This window comes from Agarivorans aestuarii (assembly GCF_019670125.1).
Taxonomy (GTDB): Bacteria; Pseudomonadota; Gammaproteobacteria; order Enterobacterales; family Celerinatantimonadaceae; genus Agarivorans; species Agarivorans aestuarii.
Map to the genome: position 1 here is coordinate 1,998,409 of NZ_AP023033.1, position 20,465 is coordinate 2,018,873.

Here is a 20,465-nt window from a genome sequence, read left to right on the forward strand (position 1 = left end):
GAAACGGAAGTTATGGAAGCAATAGATCAAAATATACTAATAGCAGGAGTCATACTTTGCCTAATTGGTATATCTTCAATAATTTTTACTTTAAAGAAGCGTAAATCAATTCTTTCTGAAGCAACGAAAGAGGCTGAAGAGCTCCTTTCTCAAAATCAAAATAAAGCTACTAGCCTTGTTAAATCTGCCGAACAAAAGAAAAAAGATTTGTTAGATGAAGCAGAAAGCAGGAAAAGAGGGTTGCTAGAAGAAGCCGAACAAGGCGTAATCCCTTTCCATGAAAGAATTGAGCGTTTAAAAATAGCAGATAAAGAAATAACTTCTCGTCTTAAACAATCTAGAGCTATTATCGAAGATATTACCGATAAGAGCTGCTCTCATGCCGCAGATATCGAACTATTAACTGAAGAAGACCTTCTTTCAAGCCAAACGTATCAAGAAGATAGAAAAGAAGTGAAGGCTATATTAAAAAAGTTAGCTGTTAATGCGATTGATGGAGTTAGAGGAAGTAACTCAAATGTCAATATCGGTAAGTTTGTATCAATTTCTGCTAAAGCAGACATGGCTGGAGCGTTGCTACTAACAACAGTGGAAATGCTTTGTACTAAGACTAATGCAAATAATGGGCATCAAGCTTTAGAAAAGTTGGCAGAATCTATTATCGCAACAGAAGCATTAATAAAATGCATCGATAGCAGAGCTACCATCAATGGAGAATTCAAAGCACTACTCATCAAAAGGTTGGAAATTGAGATTCATTTTAAAAAGGCCAAGCAAATTGCCAAAGAAGAACAGAGAGAGTTAAGAGAGCAAGAAAGAGAAGAGAAGAAGGCGAGGCAAGAAGCTGAGAGAATTCAGAAAGAAGCAGAAAAAGAGGAACGCATTAAAAGCGAGGCTATTGCAGAGCTTGAAATGAAGATGTCTGAAAAATCTGATGCTGAAAGAGCAATATATCAAGAAGAGCTAGATAGACTTAAAGCAGAGCTTGAAGAAGCTCATCAAAAATTCGAAAGAGCTAAAAGTCGAGCGCAAGAAACAAAGCAAGGTCATGTATACGTTATATCTAATATTGGTAGCTTTGGAGAGGATGTTCTAAAAATTGGCATGACTAGAAGAATGGAACCTATGGATCGAGTTAAAGAGCTTGGTGACGCTAGTGTTCCGTTTACATTTGATGTTCATGCGTTAATTGAATCTGATGATGCTCCGAACTTAGAATCGACCTTACATAAGATTTTCGACAACAAGCGTGTTAACAAAGTAAATCGCAGAAAAGAATACTTTAATGTCAATCTAGATGAGATTGAGCAAGAACTTCAAAAATTAGATATTAATGCTCTAATAAATAAAGTGGCGAGTGCTGATGAATATTACCAGTCTATAAAGCTTGAGGATAGCTTGGATAAAGAGAAATTGGTTGAAGAGTGCATGTAACAAGTTGCTGCAACGGACTCGTCAAACTGTCACTTTTTGTGCAAAAAAAACGCACAAAAAGTGACAGTTCAACTCACCGCTGAGCAAAGCGTTAATTCCCATCTCCTTACCTTTTATCTGTCCAAAAATGAGTTAGTCGCTATTTTTAGATGTCGTAAAAAAACCAGCATTACGCTGGTTTTTTTATTTGGTCTGAAGGTCTTAAGCTTTACTTATGCCTTGCCTGCAAACAAGCTACTACTTCGTCAAAACCCACTTCTTGTTTTTCTAGCAATACTAGTAGGTGATACAACAAATCTGAGCTTTCGTTCACTAACTCTTCGCGGTCGTTAGCCATGGCTGCTAGGGCTACCTCTACACCTTCTTCACCCACTTTTTGGCAAATGCGTTTGGTGCCGCGGGCGAATAGGCTAGCGGTGTAGCTTTCTTCTGGATCGGCTAACTTACGCTCGGCCAATACTGCTTGTAGTTGGGCGATAAAGGTCAGCTTTGGCTCTTGGTGGCCGTCGAAGCAGCTTGGGTTACCAAGGTGGCAAGTTGGGCCAATTGGGTCAACCGCTACTAGCAGCGTGTCTTGGTCGCAATCAAGGGTAATGCCTTTAAGCTTTAATACGTTGCCTGAGGTTTCACCTTTGGTCCATAGGCGCTGCTTAGTGCGGCTAAAGAAGGTTACTTGCTCGGTGTCTAAGGTTTTAGCTAGGGCATCACTGTTCATGTAACCTAGCATTAATACTTGGCCACTGTGGTCGTTCTGAACCACGGCAGGGATTAAGCCTTCGACTTTGTCCCAGTTAATCTTTTGGTTTAGTTCTTCAAACTGGCTCATAGTCGAATTGCCACCTCTTGTTGTTTGAGATATTGCTTCAATTCGCCAATATCAATAATGCTTTTATGGAATACGCTAGCAGCCAATGCACCGTCTACGTCGGAAATTTTGAATGCATCTTTAAAGTGCTGCATTTCGCCTGCGCCGCCAGAGGCAATTAAAGGCACATTACAAATCTCGCGTACTCGGCTTAGTTGTTCTAAATCGTAACCTTGGCGAACGCCATCTTGGTTCATAACGTTTAGTACTATTTCACCCGCGCCACGTTTTTGCACTTCTTTCACCCAATCAAAGGTATTCCACGTAGTGGTTACGGTGCGTTTTTCGTCGCCAGTAAACTGCTTAACTTGGTATTGGCTTGTTTCGTCGCAGTAGTAGGAATCGATGCCTACTACGATGCACTGCACGCCAAACTTGTCGGCAAGCTTAGTAATTAAACTAGGGTCGGCTAAAGCAGGGGAGTTGATAGAGATTTTATCAGCGCCATTTTGCAAAGTACGATTGGCATCCTCAATGGTTTTAATACCACCGGCAACACAAAACGGAATATCGATAACTTCCGCTACGCGGCTTACCCAGCTTTTATCCACTACGCGCTCGTCTGAGCTGGCGGTAATATCGTAAAAAACGAGTTCGTCTGCGCCTTCTTCAGCGTAGCGTTTGGCTAGCGGAACTATGTCGCCAATAATTTCGTGATTACGAAACTTAACGCCTTTTACTACCATGCCGTCTTTTACGTCTAGGCAGGGAATAATTCGTTTAGCTAGCATTGTTGCCTCCTTGCTGCCAGCAGGCGATGGCTTGCTCTACGTTGAATTTACCTTCTAACAATGCGCGGCCAACAATTACGCCAGCTACGCCGGTATCGGTAAGTGCTGCAATGTCGTTTAAATCGCCAATGCCGCCAGAGCTTTGCCAGTGGATATCTGGGTATTGCGCACATAGCTCGCGATACAAACTTACGTTTGAGCCTTCTAGCGTGCCATCTTTAGAAATGTCGGTACACAATACGTGCTTTAGGCCAACAGGCGCGTAAATAGCCACTAGCTCTTCAATGGTTACGCCACTGTCTTCTTGCCAGCCAGATACCGCTACTACCTTATTGCCTTGCTCGTCGATGTTAATATCAAGCGCCAGTACAATGTGCTCGGCGCCGTATTTTTCCATCCACTTGGCAACCACTTCAGGCTGCTTTACTGCGGTAGAGCCAATTACTACACGCTCTGCACCTGCGTCGAGCAAGTCTTTTACATCTTGCTCGCTACGTACACCGCCACCAATTTGAATTTTAGCTGGGGTGTTTTTAAGTAACTGGGCTATCACATCTAATTGGCGAGCGCTGGTATCTTTGGCGCCGTCTAAATCAACCAAGTGTAACCAATCAGCTCCTTGGCTGTGGTACTCAGAAAACTGCGCTTGTGGGTCATCACCATAAATGGTTTTTTGTGCGTAATCACCTTGGAACAAACGCACAATCTTTCCGTCGATTAAATCTAAAGCAGGAATGATCATGTGTTACATCTCCAAGAAGTTTTTGATTAGTTGTGCACCGGCTTGGCCGCTACGTTCTGGGTGAAATTGCACCCCGTAAAAATTGTCTTTGTTTACTGCGGCAGTAAAGGCGTTGCCATAATCACATTCGGCAATTGTGGCAGCGTTTACTGGCAGGGCGTAGCTGTGTACGAAGTAGAAGTAGCTGCCGGCTTCAATGCCTTTAAACAGTGGATGACCGGCTTTAGGTTGAATTTGATTCCAACCCATGTGGGGCAGGCGTTGCCCTTGTTGCGGTTGCATTAAGCTTACGGTGCCAGGCACTAAACCTAAGCAGGGGACTGGCTCGTCGGCTTGTTTAGCGCCGCCTTCGATAGAGAATTCGGCTAGCATTTGCATGCCTAAACAAATACCTAACAGCGGCTTTTTAACTTGTTTTACTAAGTCGATAAGCTCGCGGTCCGCTAGGTTTTGCATCGCCTCGGTGGCGGTGCCCACGCCGGGTAGAAACAGTTTATCGGCCGCTAAAATCACCTGTGGATCGCGGCTCACTGTTACTGGAAAGCCCAAACGCTCTACGGCAAATTTTACCGAAGATAAGTTGGCACATCCTGTATCAATAATTACGTTCATGTTTGCTCTTATCCTTTAAAGCAGGCGCTTATAGTGTGCCTTTACTGCTAGGCATTGCATCGCCCGATTTAACAATGGCTTGACCTAGTGCACGACCAAATACTTTAAACAGGGCTTCTACCATGTGGTGAGTATTTTTGCCGGTGGTTTCTAGGTGTAAGGTACAGGCCATAGCGTCGCTTAATGAGCGGAAGAAGTGCGGTACCATTTCAGTAGCAAAGTCGCCAATGTTATCGCGGGTAAAGTCGGCTTTAAACTCTAGATGAGCGCGGCCGCTTAAATCTAGCGCACATTGGGCTAGGCATTCGTCCATCGGCAGTACAAAACCAAAACGACCAATACCACGTTTGTCGCCTAGCGCTTCTTTAAGGGCTTGGCCAAGGGCAATGGCGGTGTCTTCTACGCTGTGGTGGTCGTCGATATGGTAATCGCCAACAACTTTACAGTTAAGCTGAAAACCGCCGTGGGTAGCGATTTGATCCAACATGTGGTCAAAAAAGCCAAGGCCAGTATCAATTTGGCTGCCGCCTGCGTTGTCTAAATCAACCGCGATACTAATTTGGGTTTCTTTAGTGTTGCGCTCAACCTTGGCTTTGCGGCCTTGTTGAGTAAGCAGCTTTTCAATCGCTAACCAGTTAAGTCCGTCGCGTTGATATTGTAAGCCTTCTAGCCCCATGTTTTCGGCTAGCTGCATGTCGGTGTGGCGATCGCCAATCACATAAGAGTTGGCAAAATCAATCACGCCACTTTTTAGGTAGTCTTTTACCAAGCCAAGCTTGGGTTTGCGACAGCTACAGTTATCTTCGTCGAAGTGCGGGCATACCAGTACGTCGTCAAACTTAATGCCTTGTGATTCGAATATATCCATCATGTAGTTTTGAGCTAGGTGGAAATCAGCTTCGGGGAAGCTGTCGGTACCTAAACCATCCTGGTTGGTTACCATAACTAAGCGGTAGCCATTGGCTTGTAGCTTAAGCAATACTGGGATCACTTGTGGCTCTAACTTTACCTTTTCTACGCTATCAACCTGTTTGTCGGTGATAGGTTCGTCGATCATGGTGCCATCACGGTCGATAAATAAGATTTTTTGTTTTACTTGGCTCACTTAAGTTCGCTCCAATCCTTGAATTGCTGATACGGTGGCGGCCACTTCTTGCTGGTTGCCAATGCTAATGCGGATGCAGTTTTCTAACCGCGGCTTATTGGCAAAATCACGCAGTACAATGCCTTGCTCGCCCAATATTTTAAATACACGGGCTGAATCATCGAAACGCACCAGTATGTAGTTACCGGTAGCTGGGAAGATCTCTTGCACAATATTAAGTTGGCTTAAATCTTCAACCGCTTGGCTACGAATAGCGTTTAAGCGTGCAACACGCTCGCGCATAATTTTTAAGCCATCTTGGTTTAGCGCTTTTGCTGCGATTTCGGCAACTGGGCGGGCAATCGGGTATGGGGCAATCACTTTGCTCATTACTTCAATCACTTCACGACCTGCAACGGTAAAGCCACAACGTAAGCCAGCTAAAGCGAAGGCTTTAGATAAGGTACGAGTAATCACCAAATTGTCGTAGTCGCCAAGCAGTTTAACTACGCTAAGCTCTTCGCAAAACTCAATATAGGCTTCGTCTACTACTACTAGCGCTTTATCTTTTTGTGCTTCTAACAACTCACACAACTTGGCTTCATCTAGCATGTTGCCTGTTGGGTTGTTGGGTGCACATAAGAAAATAATTTTGCTGTCTATTTTTGCCAGAGCCGCGTAGTCGGGATCAAAGTTCGCATCTAGAGCAACGGTTTTTATCTCAACACCAATGGTTTCGGCGCTTACCGCATACATGCCGTAAGTAGGGGCACAAATGGTAATGCTGTCTTCGTTCGGCTCACAAAATGCGCGAATCAGTACTTCAATCGCCTCATCGGCGCCGCGGCTAGCCAACACTTGATTTGGCTCTACGCCTGCATAAGCAGCGTAACCGTTAATTAAAGCTTCTGGTTGAAACTCTGGATAGCGGTTTAGCTCATCGCCTTCGTAACTAAAGTCGCTAACATCGGGGCTTTCGTTGGCGTTTAACCACACTTCACCACTGCCGCCAATACGGCGAGCACTTTGGTAGGGCACTAGCGCCTGAATCTTTTTGCGGGCTAATAATGTAACCGACATATTATTGCTCCTCGCCTAAGCGCAGAGTGACTGCTCTGCGGTGAGCGTCTAGCCCTTCTGCGTTAGCTATAGGCACTACTGCACGGCTTAAGTCTTTTAGACCTTGTTGGCTTAACTCTTGAACCGTGAAACGTTTCATAAAGTCTAGGGTGCCAAGGCTAGAGTAGGTGCGAGTGTAGCCGTAAGTAGGCAAGGTGTGGTTGGTGCCACTGGCGTAATCGCCTACTGATTCTGGCGTCCATTCACCTAAAAATACGCTTCCCGCGTTTTCTATGGTTGGCAATAAATCACGCGCTTGCTCGGTTTGAACAATTAGGTGCTCTGGGCCGTAAAGGTTACTTACTTGCACTGCTTGGGCTAAGTCCTTCACTACAATGGCAGTACTGTGTGACAAAGCTTGGTCGGCGATGTTATTACGACTAAGCAGCGCTAACTGTCGAGCCAATTCTTGATTAACCGCTTCGGCTTGTTGCTCTGAAGTTGTCACCAAAATGACTTGTGAATCTGGGCCGTGTTCGGCTTGTGAGAGTAAATCGGCAGCAACAAAAGCTGGATTGGCTTTGTCATCTGCGATAACTAACACCTCAGACGGGCCTGCTGGCATATCAATGGCGGCACCAGCGTGGTCGCCGCTAACTTGCTGCTTAGCTTGCGTCACAAAAGCGTTACCAGGGCCGAAAATCTTATCAGATTTAGACACACTTTCGGTGCCGTAGGCCATCGCGGCAATCGCTTGCGCGCCACCGGCAGCGTAAACTTCTTCTACACCACATAGCTTAGCGGTATAGAGGATTTCTGGCGCAATGGGTGGTGGAGAGCTTAATACCACTTTTTTGCAGCCAGCAATGCGAGCAGGAATGGCTAACATTAAAACCGTTGAAGGTAGTGGCGCAGTGCCACCAGGCACATATAAACCCACATTGCCAATGGCAGCGTAGTGCATTTCGCAACGCACCCCCGGTTGGGTTTCTAGGCTAATTGGCTGAGGTTTTTGCGCTTGGTGAAAAACTTCAATGTTAGCTTTGGCTTGCGCTACAGCTTGTTTAAATTCTTCACTTAAACCTTGCTCAGCTGCTTCTATCTCTTGTTGAGATATTCTTACAGCGCTAAGTTCGGTGTTATCAAACTTGGCCGCTAAAGCGATTAGGGCTTTGTCGCCTTGTTCACGAACTTGGCTTACTACATCGGCAACAATTCCGGCAATGTCGGTTGAGCTATTAACCGCAGGGCGGGACAGCACCTGTAGTCGTTGCTCTGAATTAAGTTGCTTCCAAATTACCGTTTGCATGGTGGTTATCTCAACATCTTCTCGATTGGCATGACTAGGATAGAGCTAGCACCTAAGGTTTTTAGCTTCTCCATGGTTTCCCAGAACAGGTTCTCGGTACTTACTACATGCAGAGCTACTTTATCTTCGTCGCCGGCAAGCGCTAATACTGTTGGGTGCTCACTGCCTGGCAGTAAGTCAACGATCTGGTCAAGATGTGTTTTTGGCGCATGTAGCATGATGTATTTGCTTTCTTTCGCTTCCATGGTGCCTTGCATACGCATTAACAAGCGATCTAACAGCTCTTGGTGCTCGTCACCAAGCTTGTTTTTAGATTTAATTAAAACTGCTTGTGAGCGATAAATTACTTCTACTTCTTTAAGGCCGTTTGCTTCTAAAGTTGCGCCGGTAGATACCAAATCACAAATTGCATCAGCTAAGCCAGCGCGAGTGGCTACTTCAACCGAGCCTGCCAACATACAAGTTGAAAACGGTACGCCTTGCTCGTCTAGGTAGCGCTTAAGAATGCCTGGGTAGCTAGTGGCAATGCGTTTGTTGGCTAAACATTGCGGACCGGTGTAATCAAATTCTTCTGCTACTGCTAAAGAGAAGCGGCAATCACCAAAGTCTAAGCGTTTTAGAATGTCACATTCGGTAGGTTCATTTTGCGCGGTGCGCAACATGGTTTCTTCTTCTAGTACGTTTTCGCCAACGATACCGAAATCAACCACGCCGTCCATTACTAGGCCTGGGATATCGTCATCGCGCACACGAAGTAGATCTACTGGCATGTTTTCTGAGTGGGCAATTAGGCGTTGTTGGCGGAGGTTGATTTTCATTCCGCAGCTTTTTAATAGTGCCTGTGAGTCATCGCTTAGACGTCCTGATTTTTGGATGGCGATGCGTAGTCGTTTTTGCTCTGTCATGTTTATGTCCCTAATTATAATACTAAAAAACCCCCGGGAGGATTACCTTCCGGGGGTTTGCAATATTGTTATATTCTACCACCGGAAGCGTCTTACAAGCTTCCAGCAGATAACCGCCTGAAGCTTATTCTGGATGATGGTGGTGATGATGCTTCAGTTGGTTAAAAATCATGTAACGTTCCTGTCAACGTGAGTTTTGCCTTGATGGCAATAATGGGCATAAAGTTACCAAGCTAGCGCTAAATTGCAACCTTTTTTAACGCCTTTTTATGAATAGATTAAAGTTGTCTAAAATTTAACCGATAATATAGTAGAGGAAGCCATAAAAGGAGCTGTAGTTGTGAGCCAAGATGCGATACTACCTATTTTGCCTAGGGCACCTGCAAAGCCTGACGGTAAGGCGCCGCCTATTAAAACGACGAAAGTGGTTAAAAAGGGCAAAACTAGCGCGCACAATGATATACAAGTGCGGCCTAAATTTGGTCAAGACCAACAGCAAGCGCAGAAAAAAAAGCCAGATCCCGACGACCCACATAACATTGACTTGTTTGTTTAGTTTTAAGTTTGGTCTCGGCTAATTCGGCTGGTATAGTTGCGGCGACTTTTGCTTGCCGGAATTTAGATTGAAACAGCAATATTTCGCCAAAGATGGATTACTTTCCAAGGCCATTGATGGCTTCTCTCCTCGTCCTCAACAAGGTGAAATGGCCAATGCAGTAGCACAGGCTATAGACGATCGCGGTAGTTTGCTGGTAGAAGCGGGTACCGGCACCGGTAAAACCTTCGCTTATTTAGTGCCAGCCATGGATAGCGGCAAAAAAATAGTAATCAGTACCGGTAGTAAAGCCTTGCAAGACCAGCTGTTTACTAAAGACCTACCACGCATGCAAAAAGCCCTTAAGTACAATCAGTCGATTGCCTTACTAAAAGGGCGAGCCAACTATTTATGTATTGAAAGGTTAAACAGCTTTTCGCACTACAGCAGTGGCCAAGACCGAGCTACCTTGGCGGAGCTAGTCAAAATCAAAAGTTGGGCACAAGGTGAAGAAAGTGGCGACATTAGCGACTTAGGCCCGGTGGCTGAGCGGGCAGATGTATTCCCCCTTATAACTAGCACCAATGACAATTGCCTTGGCAGAGATTGCCCATCTTATAAAGAGTGCTATTTGGTTAAAGCGCGTAATCGCGCCATGGAAGCTGATTTGGTTGTAGTGAATCACCATTTATTTTTTGCTGACATGGTGGTTAAAGAAACGGGCTTTGGTGAGCTGATTCCAGAAGCAGATGCCTTTATTTTTGATGAAGCACACCAGTTACCGGACATTGCTGCCAGCTATTTTGGCCAGCACTTCTCTAGCCGACAGATCCTCGATTTATGTAACGATATTGACTTGAGTTATAAAACTGACCTTCGCGATATGGCGCAATTACAAAAAGCCTCACAAAAGCTAGAGCGTCGCATTCGACAATGCCGACTCGCTTTTGAAGGTTTGCGAGATCGTGGTGAATGGCGTCCACTTGCTAAACAAAAACGCTTTGGCGAGATGATGCAAGATTTACGTGAAGACATGGACTTTGTTTATCAAGTGCTCAAGCTGGCACTTTCACGCAGTGAATTAGCTGACGCTTGTTTTGAACGTTTAGCTAAAATGCGCAGTTTGTTCGACAAGGTAATGGACGTAGATAAAACTGGTTTTAGTTATTGGTACGAGACGACGCGTCAGCATTTCACCTTAAACATTACGCCCTTAAATATTGCAGAGCGCTTTAATAGTGAAGTAGAAGATCGCAACGCCGCTTGGGTATTTACTTCAGCTACTTTGGCGGTTGATGGCAACTTTCAGCATTTCCAAACCCAAATGGGTTTAAAAGATGCCAGCAGCATGCTGCTCGACAGCCCTTTCGATTATCAAAAACAAGCCTTACTCTGTGTGCCACGCTACTTGCCAGAAACGAAGCAGCATAATGCTGAGCAGCTGATGCTAGATCAGCTTGCCCCGGTAATAGAAGCCAACGGCGGCCGTTGTTTCTTTTTATGCACCAGTCATCGCATGATTCAAAAAGTTGCCGCTGAGCTAAGGCAACGCACTGAGTTATTGGTATTAGTGCAAGGGGAAGCTGGCAAACAAGAGTTGCTTAGCGAGTTTGTTGAAGATGGCAACGCCGTGTTAGTGGCAACAAGTACTTTCTGGGAAGGCGTAGATGTACCCGGTAAGGCCTTGTCGTGTGTCATCATCGATAAGTTACCGTTTGCTGCACCCGATGATCCCTTACTAAAAGCAAAAAGCGAAGATTGCCGTTTGCGTGGCGGAGATCCTTTTCGTCAGGTATATTTGCCGCAAGCTGTTATAAGCTTGAAGCAAGGAGTGGGGCGTTTGATTCGAACTCAGGCCGATCACGGCGTGGTGATTATTTGTGACAATCGCCTAGTAAACCGCGAATACGGCTCTTTATTTATTAGTAGCTTACCGGCTATGCCCCGCACAAGAGAGCTATCAAAAGTTCTGGAATTTGTTAGAAAAGACGCTGAGGAAACATGACAGCCAATATATTAGCTTTAGATACTTCAACCGAAAACTGCTCTGTTGCCTTGCAATGGAAGGGTGAAGTGATCAGCAAGCAAGAATACAGCCCGCGCGACCACACTCAAAAGATCTTGCCGTTTGTGGAGCAAATATTAGCGGAAGCAGGTGTAAGCTTAACTCAACTGGATGCCATTGCTTTTGGCCGCGGGCCAGGTAGTTTTACCGGTGTACGTATTGGCGTAGCTACCGCGCAAGGTTTGGCATTTGGTGCAGATAAACCGATGGTTGCAGTGTCAACGTTGCAAGCCATGGCGCAGCAAGCTTATGTTAATCATGCCTCAGAGCGTTGCTTGGCAGCCATTGATGCACGCATGGGCGAAGTATACTGGGGTGAATATCACTTAGAACAAGGTTTGATGCGCTTGGTTGACCAAGAGTTAGTGATTAAGCCTGAGCTACTCGAAGCAAGTGCTAATAAGGCCGCAGCGGTTGGCACAGGTTGGCAAACCTATAAAGAACTATTGAGTGGTCAATTTTCTGGCGTAAGCGTACTAGATTCGGTGTTATACCCGGCGGCACGAGATATGCTTAGTTATGCTCAATATGCTTTTGAACGTGGCGACCTTGTTGCTGCCGAAAACGCAGAACCGGTGTATCTTCGAGATAAAGTCACTTGGAAAAAACTTCCAGGTAGAGAATAGTTAAAGGATAAATAATTTGAAAATTCAGGGCCTTGGCCAGCCCATACCGCAACAGCCTAAAGTTAAGCAGGCAAGTAGTAGTACCGAGTTAAGTACCGCTACTCAAGCGCCAAAAGGCGTAGTGCCATGGGCGGTAATGGATGAAAAAAGTGTAGAGAAGCTCCGCTATGACCAAAATATTGGCAGTGGCGGAGAGGCTGTGTCTCACTATCAAGATGTTGCTAATCAACTTAAGCGCCAACAAGTGAATGAAATGTTCGGCATCGACTTGTTTGCCTAACTCGGCTTTTCTCATATCCATGCTCAGTGAATCCTGCCTTCCCAAAAGCAAACTTGCTTACCTAGAACAAACAACCGACAGCCCATACTGTTTATTAATGTTGCATGGTTGGATGGACAACGCTGCTAGTTTCATTCCTGTTATTCACCAGCTACCTACTAGTCACTGTATTGCTTTAGACTTTCCTGGACATGGCCTTTCGCCACACCGACAAGATTATTATCACTTTGTTGACTACGTAGACGATGTGTATGTTGCATTAAATGAGCTCAACCTTAGTAAACCAGTTATCTTAGTAGGCCATTCTTTGGGAGCGCTCGTGGCCAGTTGCTTTGCTGCGGCATTTCCTGAGCAACTTAGTGGCTTAGTATGTATTGATGGCATTGGACCTTTAAGTTTGGCAAGCCATGAAACGTCTACGCATTTAGCTAAAGCGATTCGTCAAAGACAGCAACTAAAACCCGCCAAAGGTTTTGCAGAGCTAGATTATGCCGTGGCCCTGCGAGCTAAAACTAACGCGATTAGCACTGAAAATAGCCGTTTACTAGTAGAGCGCGCTACTATTCAGTGTGAAGGGTTGTGGTATTGGCGGCATGACGAAAAACTAAAACTTAGCTCACCTTTACGTTTTAGTGAAGAACAAGCCAAACAGATTTGCCAAGCAGTTGTAACACCTTGTTTATTGCTAACAGCAAGTGAGCATCCTTTACTTAAGCCAGATTACATTGCCTTGCGCCAGCAATGGTTTAACAATATTCAAACACAACTACTAAGTGGTGGTCACCACTTGCATATGCAAAATCCGCATGCTACAGCTCAGTTACTTCACGACTTTATTAAAACAATTGTTTGAAGCACTTCACTGTTTTTGAACTTACACTCTACGCTTAATGTTAATATATTGTTATTTTAAACGCCGTATGAAACAATCGTTTGAAATCTTAGAGCTAAAGCTCTAAGGCCAGTAATGTCGCCAAGTGCATAATAAAATTCACAATAAACTTGGTGGGCAATTTATACTTAATGTAATTGAATTGTTTAGGAGAACTGCGTGGATAAGGTTTGGCTTAATCGATACCCTAAGGATGTTCCTGCAGAGATAGACTCAGCACGTTATCAAACATTGCTTGATGTCTTCGAAGAAGGCGCAGCCAAACATGCCGACAGAGTAGCATTTATTAACATGGGCCAGGTGATGACCTATCGCCGCCTCGAAGAGCAATCTCGAGCCTTTGCTGCTTATCTTCAAAACGAATTAAAGCTAAAAGCGGGTGACCGCGTTGCTTTAATGATGCCCAATCTGCTGCAGTATCCCATCTGTTTGTTTGGTGCTTTACGTGCCGGCATGGTTGTGGTGAATGTAAACCCGTTGTATACCCCACGCGAGCTCAAGCATCAGCTAAATGATAGTGGCGCAAAGGCCATTGTAATTGTCTCTAACTTTGCTCACATATTAGAAGAAATTGTGGAAGAAACCGGGGTAGAGCATGTAGTGCTAACTCGCCTAGGTGACCAGCTTTCTGCCACAAAACGTACCTTAGTTAACTTTGTGGTTAAGTACGTGAAGAAAATGGTGCCTAAGTATCATTTGCCACATGCACAATCCTTGCGTTATGTATTGTCGAAAGGTCAGCATTTACAATATGTTCGCCCAGAGATCCAAAGCGAAGATTTAGCCTTTTTACAATACACGGGTGGCACAACCGGTGTGGCTAAAGGCGCCATGTTGTCACATAAAAATATGGTGGCCAATTTACTGCAAGCGCTAGGCATTGTTGGCCCCTGTTTGCGCGAAGGCAAAGAGGTAGTGGTAACCGCTTTGCCGCTCTACCACATCTTTGCCTTAACGGCTAACTGCATGGTGTTTTTCGCAATGGGTTGTCAGAACCTTCTCATTACCAATCCTCGCGATATTCCTACTTTTACTAAAGAGTTGGCTAAAACCCCATTTACCGCCATTACCGGCGTGAACACCTTGTTTAACGCGCTGCTTAATCATGAAGATTTTGCCAAGCTCGATTTCTCACGTTTACGCCTTTCATTAGGTGGTGGCATGTCGGTGCAGCGTGCGGTTGCAGAGCGTTGGCAGGAAGTCACCGGCTCTCGATTGATCGAAGGTTACGGTTTAACCGAATGTGCGCCGTTGGTAACTGTATGCCCTTATGACTTAGAAGCTTATAACGGCAGTATTGGCCTTCCGGCGCCTTCTACCGATATCAAGCTGGTGGGCGAAGATGGAGAGGAAGTGGCTGATGGAGAATCAGGTGAGATCTTGGTTAAAGGCCCGCAGGTTATGCAGGGCTATTGGCAACGCCCTGAAGCTACTGAAGAATCAATGCCTGGAGGCTGGTTTGCCACGGGCGATATTGCCACAGTAGATGAACAAGGTTTCTTCCACATTGTGGACCGTAAAAAAGACATGATTTTGGTATCGGGCTTTAACGTATTCCCTAATGAAGTGGAAGAAGTTGTGGCCAGTAATGCCAAGGTACTAGAAGTTGCAGCGGTAGGTGTTCCCAACGATGTTAGCGGCGAAACGGTAAAAGTTTTTGTGGTTAAGAAAGATGAGTCGCTTACCGAGAAACAAGTTATCGAGCATTGCCGTGAGTTTCTTACTGCTTATAAAGTACCTAAGTTGGTGGAGTTTAGAGATGAACTTCCTAAAACAAATGTGGGTAAGATCTTACGTAGAGCCTTGCGTGAAGAGGCATAAACCGTAAAATGGTGATTATTAAGATGCTTTCCACTAGGACGCCGTAATTTTGGCAGACGTAAACTTCGATATGATAGAAACAGAGGCGCAACTTGCGCCTCTGTTACGTTTTTTAAATGAGCAAGAGGCAATGGTACTTGCCATTGACACAGAGTTTGTTCGCACTCGTACTTACTACGCTCAGCTTGGTTTACTGCAAATCTTTGATGGCCAACAATGCTATTTGATTGATCCTCTAAAAGTAGAAATGGCGCCCTTGTGGGAAGCATTAGCTAAGCACCATTGGGTACTTCACGCCTTTAGTGAAGATCTCGAAATCATTCAGCGTGTGAGCGGTAAGTTTGGCCTTAGTGTATTTGATACGCAAGTAGGGGCTGCTTTTTTAGGTCACGGTATTAGCTTGGGTTATCAGCGCTTTATTGATACAGAATTGGATATTCAATTAGACAAAGGTGAATCGCGCACCGACTGGTTAGCACGTCCCTTACGTTCTTCTCAATTAGAATATGCGGCCTTGGATGTTATTTACCTCTTACCTGCGTATTTAAAGATTCAACAACAGCTTAAAGATGAAGGGCGGTTTGTTGCGGCGCTTGAAGAAAGTGCACGTTTAGCTGCGCTTAAAAAGCGGGTGTTTAATCAAGACGAAGCCTATAAAGATATTAAGAATGCATGGAAGCTAAACCCACAGCAACTTGCTGTTTTACAGGTATTAGCACGTTGGCGCGCCCAACAAGCTGCTAGCCGAGATTTAGCCATTAACAATGTTGTTCATGGTGATAGTTTATGGGCTTTGGCGCGTTATCAGCCAAGTACTATGGAACAACTTCAGCGTCTTGGTTTGCCACCGCAAGAATTACGGATACATGGGCAGCGTTTGTTAAAGTTAGTAAAACAAGGGCAACAAACTAAAACCATAGATTTTCCACAGGCCATTAAACGTATTGTTGATTACCCAGATTACAAGAAAAGTATTCAAGAACTGAAAAAAGTAGTGGCTAAAGTTGCCGAAGAGTCAGGCTTACCAGAAGATGTATTGGCGAGTAAGAAAATGCTTAATCAATATCTAAGTTGGCTTTGGGAAGAAAACCGGCAAGCAGCGGAGTTACCTCTTTTACTTACCGGTTGGCGTCAGCCTTTATTTGCTAATCACGTTGCTCAGGAAGCGTAATATTTAGCTCTAGTACGCTTATATCATCACTCTTATTGTCCAAGCTAACATTCACTTGGTCTGAGTTAATATCAACGTACTTTTTGATCACTTCTATAATGTCTTGCTTCATCGCAGGCAAGTAATCGGGCCCACTTCGTTGTCCACGTTCGTGGGCAACAATAATTTGCAGTCGTTCTTTGGCGGTTGCCGCCGTTTTAGACTGTTTTGACGTTCGAAAGTAGTCTAAAAGAGACATTGTTATCCTCCAAATATGCGGCTAAATAAGCCTTTCTTTTGTTCTTCTAAAAAGCGGAAATCTACACTTTCACCAATTAAACGGCTTACCGCATCGTCGTAAGCTAAACCAGCATCGCTTTCACTATCTAAAATCACTGGTTCACCCGAGTTTGAAGCTTTTAGCACAGCTGGAGATTCAGGAATCACTCCAAGCAAGGGAATAGCCAGAATGTCCTGCACGTCTTCAACACTTAACATATCGCCACGATTAACCCTTTCTGGGTTGTAGCGGGTTAATAGCAGGTGTTCTTTAACTGGCTCTTTGCCTTGCTCAGCACGTTTTGATTTGCTGGCTAACATGCCCAAAATTCGATCTGAATCTCGAACCGAAGACACTTCTGGGTTAGTTGTTACAATCGCTTCGTCGGCGAAGTACAAGGCCATGATTGCACCGGTTTCGATACCGGCTGGCGAATCACAAACAATGTAGTCAAAACCTTGTTCAGCTAAATCATCTAGTACTTTTTGTACGCCTTCTTTGGTTAAAGCGTCTTTGTCGCGAGTTTGCGATGCTGGCAAAATGTATAGGTTGTCGGTGCGCTTATCCTTAATCAATGATTGATTAAGGTTAGATTCGCCCTTGATTACGTTAACAAAATCGTAAACGACTCGACGTTCACAACCCATAATTAAATCAAGGTTACGTAAGCCAATATCAAAATCGATGATTACTGTTTTAAAACCTTTGATGGCGAGACCAGTACCAATAGCAGCACTGGAGGTTGTTTTACCTACGCCACCTTTTCCTGAGGTTACAACGATAATCTTAGCCATTATCTTTCCTTTATAAATTCGTTAACCGGGTTAACTTAAATTACCAAATACGATTTGCTGGTCTTCTATTTGAATGCATTGCGGCAAATCGGCATGCTCGCCGATTTGCTCATGCAGCATATAAACACCAGCAATTGAAATAAGTTCTGCTTGCAAGTTTTGGCAAAAAATCTTGCTGTCTTTTCTGCCACTTGCACCTGCGATGGCTCGGCCTCTTAATGCGCCGTAAATATGTATGTTGCCATCGGCTATTACTTCGGCTCCATTTCCTACGGAGCCAATCACTACTAAGTCGGTATTTTGCGCATAAATTTGTTGGCCAGAGCGAATTTGACCACGAACAATTTTGCTGGGAACTACCGAGGGAGCAGCGGGAGGAGTGGGGGCTTTTTCTTCTGTTGGTTCGCTTGGTTTAGCTGTTGCTTGTTGCGAGCCACTGGTCATAACTGCTAAGCCTGCAGCACGAGCTGCGGTTTTTTGCTCGGCGGTTTTACAGCCAGTTACACCCACTAATACAAAGTCTTGAGCTTCAACTATTTCTTTAAGTTGGTCGAAGTCAAAATCACTATCCACTTCACTAATATTTACTACGATAGGTGCACAATTGAAGAACTGAGGCGCTTGTGCCACCTTCTCCATAAGTTTGTTATTTAATGACCTTAAGTCATTTTTTCCTAAGTAAACGACTGAAAGGGTAAAGTTTGTCCCTTTAAACTCTATTTCCTGTCCGGACATGAACAGCGGATTCCTTTTTACATTTGTATACGAGCGATGACGCTACACCATATATTCTGATATAGTCTGCGTTTTAGCATAACCTGATCAGTGCCTAGGATACTAACATTTTCATGTTCTGTGCAGTCTATAAAAGTCTCAAAAAACAGCAAACTTATCTCTATATTGAGAAGAAAGACGATTTTTCGAAAGTTCCAGCCTCGTTAATCGAATTAATGGGCGCTAAGGAGCTCGTTATGTTGGTGCCTAAACGACCAACTAAAGATTTTGCTAGTGTAAAAATTGACGCCATAGAAGCCGCGTTTAAAGAGCAAGGCTACTATTTGCAACTTCCACCACCTCCAGAGAATTATCTCAAACAGCATTTAGCCGAGCAGGCTAAAGCTAAAAACCAATAGAAAGGGGACGTTAGTGAAAAGAATTATCAGTGCGGTGCTCTTCTCGGCTGCCTTCTCGTTACACGCTGAACCGGGCTTTGATAACTACGTTGAACAACTTAAATTAGAAGCGGCAGAGCAGGGGATCTCTCAGCAAACCATTGATGCTGCTTTTACTAATACTAAATTTTACCAACGTGCAGTAAAGGCAGATAAACAGCAACCTGAGTTTAAACTCACCTTAGACACATACTTGCCACGCGCCGTGCCTGATTGGAAGGTGCAACAAGCTCGCGCTTTATACAAAAAGCATTATCCTTTACTAAAAGAGATTGAGAAAAAATATAAGGTGCAACCTCGCTTTATTATTGCCTTATGGGGCGTAGAATCTAACTTTGGTAAGTTTACAGGCAACTACAATGTAGTGTCGGCGCTTTCAACTATGTCTTTTGAAGGGCGTCGAGAAGCGTTTTTCAAGAAAGAATTGATGAATGCGCTTCGTATTTTAGATGCCGGACATATTGAGCCGAACAAAATGAAGGGCTCTTGGGCCGGCGCAATGGGCCAAGTGCAGTTTATGCCAAGCTCGTTTCTCGCTTACGCGCAAGATTTTGATGGCGATGGTAATAGCGATATTTGGAACAATACCGCAGATGCCTTGGCCTCAGCCGCTAACTATTTAGCCCAAAGTGGTTGGAGTGATGATCTCACCTGGGGTAGACAAGTTCAGCTACCTAAAGATTATGACAGTGCTAACTCGGGGTTAAAAATCACTAAAAGCTTGAGCGAATGGCAGGCTTTGGGTGTTCGCCGTTATGACGGTAGTGATTTACCTACTCGCGATATTACAGCCTCTATCGTTCAACCTGATGATGCACAAGGCCGCGCTTATTTAGCCTACGATAATTATCGCGTGTTAATGAAGTGGAATCGTTCACACTACTTTGTAGCAGCAGTTGGCACACTGGCTGACCGTATTTCTTATCCGCCGGTGTTTTAAGATGTATCAACATAAAGACTGTAACGGTAATCCAATTGAGCTTTCGCCAAGTAAAGCGGTTTGTGTTGGCCAAAACTATGCCGCACACATGCAAGAAATGGGGGGAGCGCCGGCAAAACAAGCGGTGTTTTTTAATAAACCGCCCAGTGCTTTTATCAGCTTTGATAACGGTGTTGCCATTCCCACAGGCTTGGGCGAGGTTCACTACGAATTAGAGCTTGCCTTGCTTATTGGCAAGCCGCTAAAAAACGCGACTAAAGACGATTTGAAAGACGCTGTTTGGGGTTACGCTGCGGCCTTAGATTTAACCTTACGCGATATTCAGCTAGAACTTAAGCAACGTGGTCATCCATGGGAGAGGGCTAAAGCCTTCGACAATAGTTGTGTGCTTAGTGCTTTTAAACCACTTGCTTGTTTAAGTGATCTCAATGATGTCGCTTTGCAACTAAAACAAAACGGTGAAACAAAACAGCAGGGCAGTAGCAGCCAGATGATCCGCACAATTGAAGCCTTGTTAATTGAGGCTTCTCAGTGTTTTAGTCTACAAGCTGGTGATGTTCTGCTTACCGGCACCCCTGCCGGGGTTGGGCCTTTAGAAGCTGGAGATAAGCTATCATTAACCGTTGCCGATATAGAGCTAGAAACAGAGGTTGTAATAAGTGAGTGAAGTAAGATTTTGGGAAACCAAAACCTTGGCGCAGATGAATGCCCAAGAATGGGAGTCATTGTGTGACGGCTGCGGAAAATGTTGTTTGTCGAAGTTGATAGACGAAGACACCGATGAGCTCTATTACACCAACATCGCATGTGTATTACTTAATAGCAAAAGCTGTCGATGCAGTGATTATGAAAACCGTTTTGCCAAAGTACCCGACTGCGTGAAAATCAGCCTAGATGATATTGATGCCTTTCATTGGCTGCCGCCAAGTTGTGCTTACAAACGCTTGATTGAAGGTAAACCTTTGCCGCAGTGGCATCCTTTACTTAACAAAGGTAAGGCCTCTGAGATGCATAAACGCGGGGCCTCGATACGCGGTAAAATTGTTTGTGAAAGCCAGTTAACTGGCCCGTCGCAAGATTACATTGTGCGCTGGCCCTTGGATGAATGCGAATAGTTGCACTTGTGGTCCAGTACCTAATAAAAAAGCCCGCTTAAAGCGGGCTTTTTA

At 44.7% G+C, this 20,465-nt stretch carries 23 protein-coding genes and 1 other annotated feature; of the genes, 12 read left to right on the forward strand and 11 right to left on the reverse strand.

Features of this window, described 5'->3' with window-relative positions:
- Window positions 1–12 precede the first annotated feature (12 nt).
- Window positions 13–1,434, forward strand: a complete 1,422-nt coding sequence (locus tag K5609_RS09315) for a GIY-YIG nuclease family protein (protein ID WP_221076918.1) — start codon at window positions 13–15, stop codon at window positions 1,432–1,434.
- Window positions 1,435–1,642: 208 nt separating this feature from the next.
- On the opposite strand, the gene hisIE is transcribed toward K5609_RS09315, so the two are convergent.
- Genes hisIE through hisG form a run of 8 tightly spaced genes read right to left on the reverse strand, consistent with a single transcriptional unit; the run spans window position 1,643 to window position 8,741 of the window.
- A complete protein-coding gene (hisIE, locus tag K5609_RS09320) occupies window positions 1,643–2,260 on the reverse strand; it encodes a bifunctional phosphoribosyl-AMP cyclohydrolase/phosphoribosyl-ATP diphosphatase HisIE (protein WP_152782475.1) in 618 nt (205 codons plus the stop codon).
- On the reverse strand, window positions 2,257–3,030 hold the full coding sequence (gene hisF / locus K5609_RS09325) for an imidazole glycerol phosphate synthase subunit HisF (protein WP_221076919.1): 774 nt from the start codon (window positions 3,028–3,030) through the stop codon (window positions 2,257–2,259). Before hisF ends, hisIE begins: the two co-directional genes overlap by 4 nt.
- Window positions 3,020–3,772 carry a 1-(5-phosphoribosyl)-5-[(5-phosphoribosylamino)methylideneamino]imidazole-4-carboxamide isomerase gene (gene hisA / locus K5609_RS09330; RefSeq protein ID WP_221076920.1) on the reverse strand — a complete coding sequence of 251 codons (753 nt, stop codon included), beginning with the start codon at window positions 3,770–3,772 and terminating at the stop codon, window positions 3,020–3,022. The genes hisF and hisA overlap by 11 nt, the downstream gene beginning before the upstream one ends.
- Window positions 3,773–3,775: 3 nt before the next feature.
- Complete coding sequence (hisH, locus tag K5609_RS09335; RefSeq protein WP_220721182.1) at window positions 3,776–4,384, reverse strand: imidazole glycerol phosphate synthase subunit HisH; 609 nt, start codon at window positions 4,382–4,384, stop codon at window positions 3,776–3,778.
- Window positions 4,385–4,412: 28 nt separating this feature from the next.
- Window positions 4,413–5,489: a bifunctional histidinol-phosphatase/imidazoleglycerol-phosphate dehydratase HisB gene (hisB, locus tag K5609_RS09340; RefSeq protein ID WP_221076921.1), complete on the reverse strand. Its 1,077-nt coding sequence runs from the start codon at window positions 5,487–5,489 to the stop codon at window positions 4,413–4,415.
- Window positions 5,490–6,548 carry a histidinol-phosphate transaminase gene (hisC, locus tag K5609_RS09345; RefSeq protein ID WP_221076922.1) on the reverse strand — a complete coding sequence of 353 codons (1,059 nt, stop codon included), beginning with the start codon at window positions 6,546–6,548 and terminating at the stop codon, window positions 5,490–5,492.
- Window position 6,549: 1 nt separating this feature from the next.
- The gene (hisD, locus tag K5609_RS09350; RefSeq protein ID WP_221076923.1) at window positions 6,550–7,836 is read right to left on the reverse strand and encodes a histidinol dehydrogenase; all 1,287 of its coding nucleotides are present in this window, start codon (window positions 7,834–7,836) and stop codon (window positions 6,550–6,552) included.
- A gap of 5 nt (window positions 7,837–7,841) precedes the next feature.
- Window positions 7,842–8,741, reverse strand: coding sequence for an ATP phosphoribosyltransferase (gene hisG, locus K5609_RS09355; protein ID WP_221076924.1), 900 nt, complete (start codon window positions 8,739–8,741; stop codon window positions 7,842–7,844).
- 21 nt (window positions 8,742–8,762) lie between these two features.
- Window positions 8,763–8,890, reverse strand: a sequence feature (His leader region).
- A 191-nt stretch (window positions 8,891–9,081) separates the two neighbouring features.
- Here hisG and K5609_RS09360 point away from each other — a divergent pair.
- The 7 genes from K5609_RS09360 (at window position 9,082) to rnd (ending at window position 16,131) form a co-directional block, all read left to right on the forward strand.
- On the forward strand, window positions 9,082–9,297 hold the full coding sequence (locus K5609_RS09360; RefSeq protein WP_221076925.1) for a hypothetical protein: 216 nt from the start codon (window positions 9,082–9,084) through the stop codon (window positions 9,295–9,297).
- Window positions 9,298–9,364: 67 nt separating this feature from the next.
- On the forward strand, window positions 9,365–11,281 hold the full coding sequence (yoaA, locus tag K5609_RS09365; RefSeq protein WP_221076926.1) for a DNA repair helicase YoaA: 1,917 nt from the start codon (window positions 9,365–9,367) through the stop codon (window positions 11,279–11,281).
- Window positions 11,278–11,967 carry a tRNA (adenosine(37)-N6)-threonylcarbamoyltransferase complex dimerization subunit type 1 TsaB gene (tsaB, locus tag K5609_RS09370; protein WP_221076927.1) on the forward strand — a complete coding sequence of 230 codons (690 nt, stop codon included), beginning with the start codon at window positions 11,278–11,280 and terminating at the stop codon, window positions 11,965–11,967. Before yoaA ends, tsaB begins: the two co-directional genes overlap by 4 nt.
- Window positions 11,968–11,983: 16 nt before the next feature.
- Window positions 11,984–12,247 (forward strand): hypothetical protein, encoded by a 264-nt coding sequence (locus K5609_RS09375; protein ID WP_016401096.1) that lies wholly within the window; start codon window positions 11,984–11,986, stop codon window positions 12,245–12,247.
- 19 nt (window positions 12,248–12,266) lie between these two features.
- Window positions 12,267–13,100 carry an alpha/beta fold hydrolase gene (locus tag K5609_RS09380; protein ID WP_221076928.1) on the forward strand — a complete coding sequence of 278 codons (834 nt, stop codon included), beginning with the start codon at window positions 12,267–12,269 and terminating at the stop codon, window positions 13,098–13,100.
- 198 nt (window positions 13,101–13,298) lie between these two features.
- On the forward strand, window positions 13,299–14,960 hold the full coding sequence (gene fadD / locus K5609_RS09385; protein WP_221076929.1) for a long-chain-fatty-acid--CoA ligase FadD: 1,662 nt from the start codon (window positions 13,299–13,301) through the stop codon (window positions 14,958–14,960).
- Between the two features lie 49 nt (window positions 14,961–15,009).
- Window positions 15,010–16,131, forward strand: coding sequence for a ribonuclease D (gene rnd, locus K5609_RS09390; protein WP_221076930.1), 1,122 nt, complete (start codon window positions 15,010–15,012; stop codon window positions 16,129–16,131).
- Here rnd and minE read toward each other — a convergent pair.
- From minE to minC, 3 genes are read right to left on the reverse strand one after another with little or no spacing between them, the layout of a single operon-like run.
- On the reverse strand, window positions 16,106–16,369 hold the full coding sequence (minE, locus tag K5609_RS09395) for a cell division topological specificity factor MinE (protein ID WP_221076931.1): 264 nt from the start codon (window positions 16,367–16,369) through the stop codon (window positions 16,106–16,108). The genes rnd and minE overlap by 26 nt on opposite strands.
- 2 nt (window positions 16,370–16,371) lie before the next feature.
- On the reverse strand, window positions 16,372–17,184 hold the full coding sequence (minD, locus tag K5609_RS09400; protein WP_152782497.1) for a septum site-determining protein MinD: 813 nt from the start codon (window positions 17,182–17,184) through the stop codon (window positions 16,372–16,374).
- Window positions 17,185–17,214: 30 nt separating this feature from the next.
- Entirely contained in the window at window positions 17,215–17,919 is a 705-nt protein-coding gene (gene minC / locus K5609_RS09405) for a septum site-determining protein MinC (RefSeq protein WP_221076932.1), read from the reverse strand.
- 113 nt (window positions 17,920–18,032) lie between these two features.
- Here minC and K5609_RS09410 point away from each other — a divergent pair, with 113 nt between their 5' ends.
- Genes K5609_RS09410 through K5609_RS09425 form a run of 4 tightly spaced genes read left to right on the forward strand, consistent with a single transcriptional unit; the run spans window position 18,033 to window position 20,411 of the window.
- A complete protein-coding gene (locus K5609_RS09410; RefSeq protein ID WP_221076933.1) occupies window positions 18,033–18,317 on the forward strand; it encodes a YcgL domain-containing protein in 285 nt (94 codons plus the stop codon).
- A 13-nt stretch (window positions 18,318–18,330) separates the two neighbouring features.
- Entirely contained in the window at window positions 18,331–19,296 is a 966-nt protein-coding gene (locus K5609_RS09415) for a lytic murein transglycosylase (RefSeq protein WP_221076934.1), read from the forward strand.
- 1 nt (window position 19,297) lies between these two features.
- Entirely contained in the window at window positions 19,298–19,963 is a 666-nt protein-coding gene (locus K5609_RS09420) for a fumarylacetoacetate hydrolase family protein (protein ID WP_221076935.1), read from the forward strand.
- On the forward strand, window positions 19,956–20,411 hold the full coding sequence (locus K5609_RS09425; RefSeq protein WP_221076936.1) for a YcgN family cysteine cluster protein: 456 nt from the start codon (window positions 19,956–19,958) through the stop codon (window positions 20,409–20,411). The genes K5609_RS09420 and K5609_RS09425 overlap by 8 nt, the downstream gene beginning before the upstream one ends.
- Window positions 20,412–20,465: the final 54 nt, after the last annotated feature.

Excerpts from the sequence above, each read along its gene's own strand:
- hisC (WP_221076922.1), bottom strand. The coding sequence starts at position 6,548 with ATGTCGGTTACATTATTAGCCCGCAAAAAGATTCAGGCGCTAGTGCCC.
- hisH (WP_220721182.1), bottom strand. The coding sequence starts at position 4,384 with ATGAACGTAATTATTGATACAGGATGTGCCAACTTATCTTCGGTAAAA.
- hisD (WP_221076923.1), bottom strand. The coding sequence starts at position 7,836 with ATGCAAACGGTAATTTGGAAGCAACTTAATTCAGAGCAACGACTACAG.
- hisA (WP_221076920.1), bottom strand. The coding sequence starts at position 3,772 with ATGATCATTCCTGCTTTAGATTTAATCGACGGAAAGATTGTGCGTTTG.
- hisG (WP_221076924.1), bottom strand. The coding sequence starts at position 8,741 with ATGACAGAGCAAAAACGACTACGCATCGCCATCCAAAAATCAGGACGT.
- K5609_RS09410 (WP_221076933.1), top strand. The coding sequence starts at position 18,033 with ATGTTCTGTGCAGTCTATAAAAGTCTCAAAAAACAGCAAACTTATCTC.
- hisIE (WP_152782475.1), bottom strand. The coding sequence starts at position 2,260 with ATGAGCCAGTTTGAAGAACTAAACCAAAAGATTAACTGGGACAAAGTC.
- hisF (WP_221076919.1), bottom strand. The coding sequence starts at position 3,030 with ATGCTAGCTAAACGAATTATTCCCTGCCTAGACGTAAAAGACGGCATG.
- K5609_RS09315 (WP_221076918.1), top strand. The coding sequence starts at position 13 with ATGGAAGCAATAGATCAAAATATACTAATAGCAGGAGTCATACTTTGC.
- minD (WP_152782497.1), bottom strand. The coding sequence starts at position 17,184 with ATGGCTAAGATTATCGTTGTAACCTCAGGAAAAGGTGGCGTAGGTAAA.
- minC (WP_221076932.1), bottom strand. The coding sequence starts at position 17,919 with ATGTCCGGACAGGAAATAGAGTTTAAAGGGACAAACTTTACCCTTTCA.
- tsaB (WP_221076927.1), top strand. The coding sequence starts at position 11,278 with ATGACAGCCAATATATTAGCTTTAGATACTTCAACCGAAAACTGCTCT.
- minE (WP_221076931.1), bottom strand. The coding sequence starts at position 16,369 with ATGTCTCTTTTAGACTACTTTCGAACGTCAAAACAGTCTAAAACGGCG.
- K5609_RS09380 (WP_221076928.1), top strand. The coding sequence starts at position 12,267 with ATGCTCAGTGAATCCTGCCTTCCCAAAAGCAAACTTGCTTACCTAGAA.
- K5609_RS09420 (WP_221076935.1), top strand. The coding sequence starts at position 19,298 with ATGTATCAACATAAAGACTGTAACGGTAATCCAATTGAGCTTTCGCCA.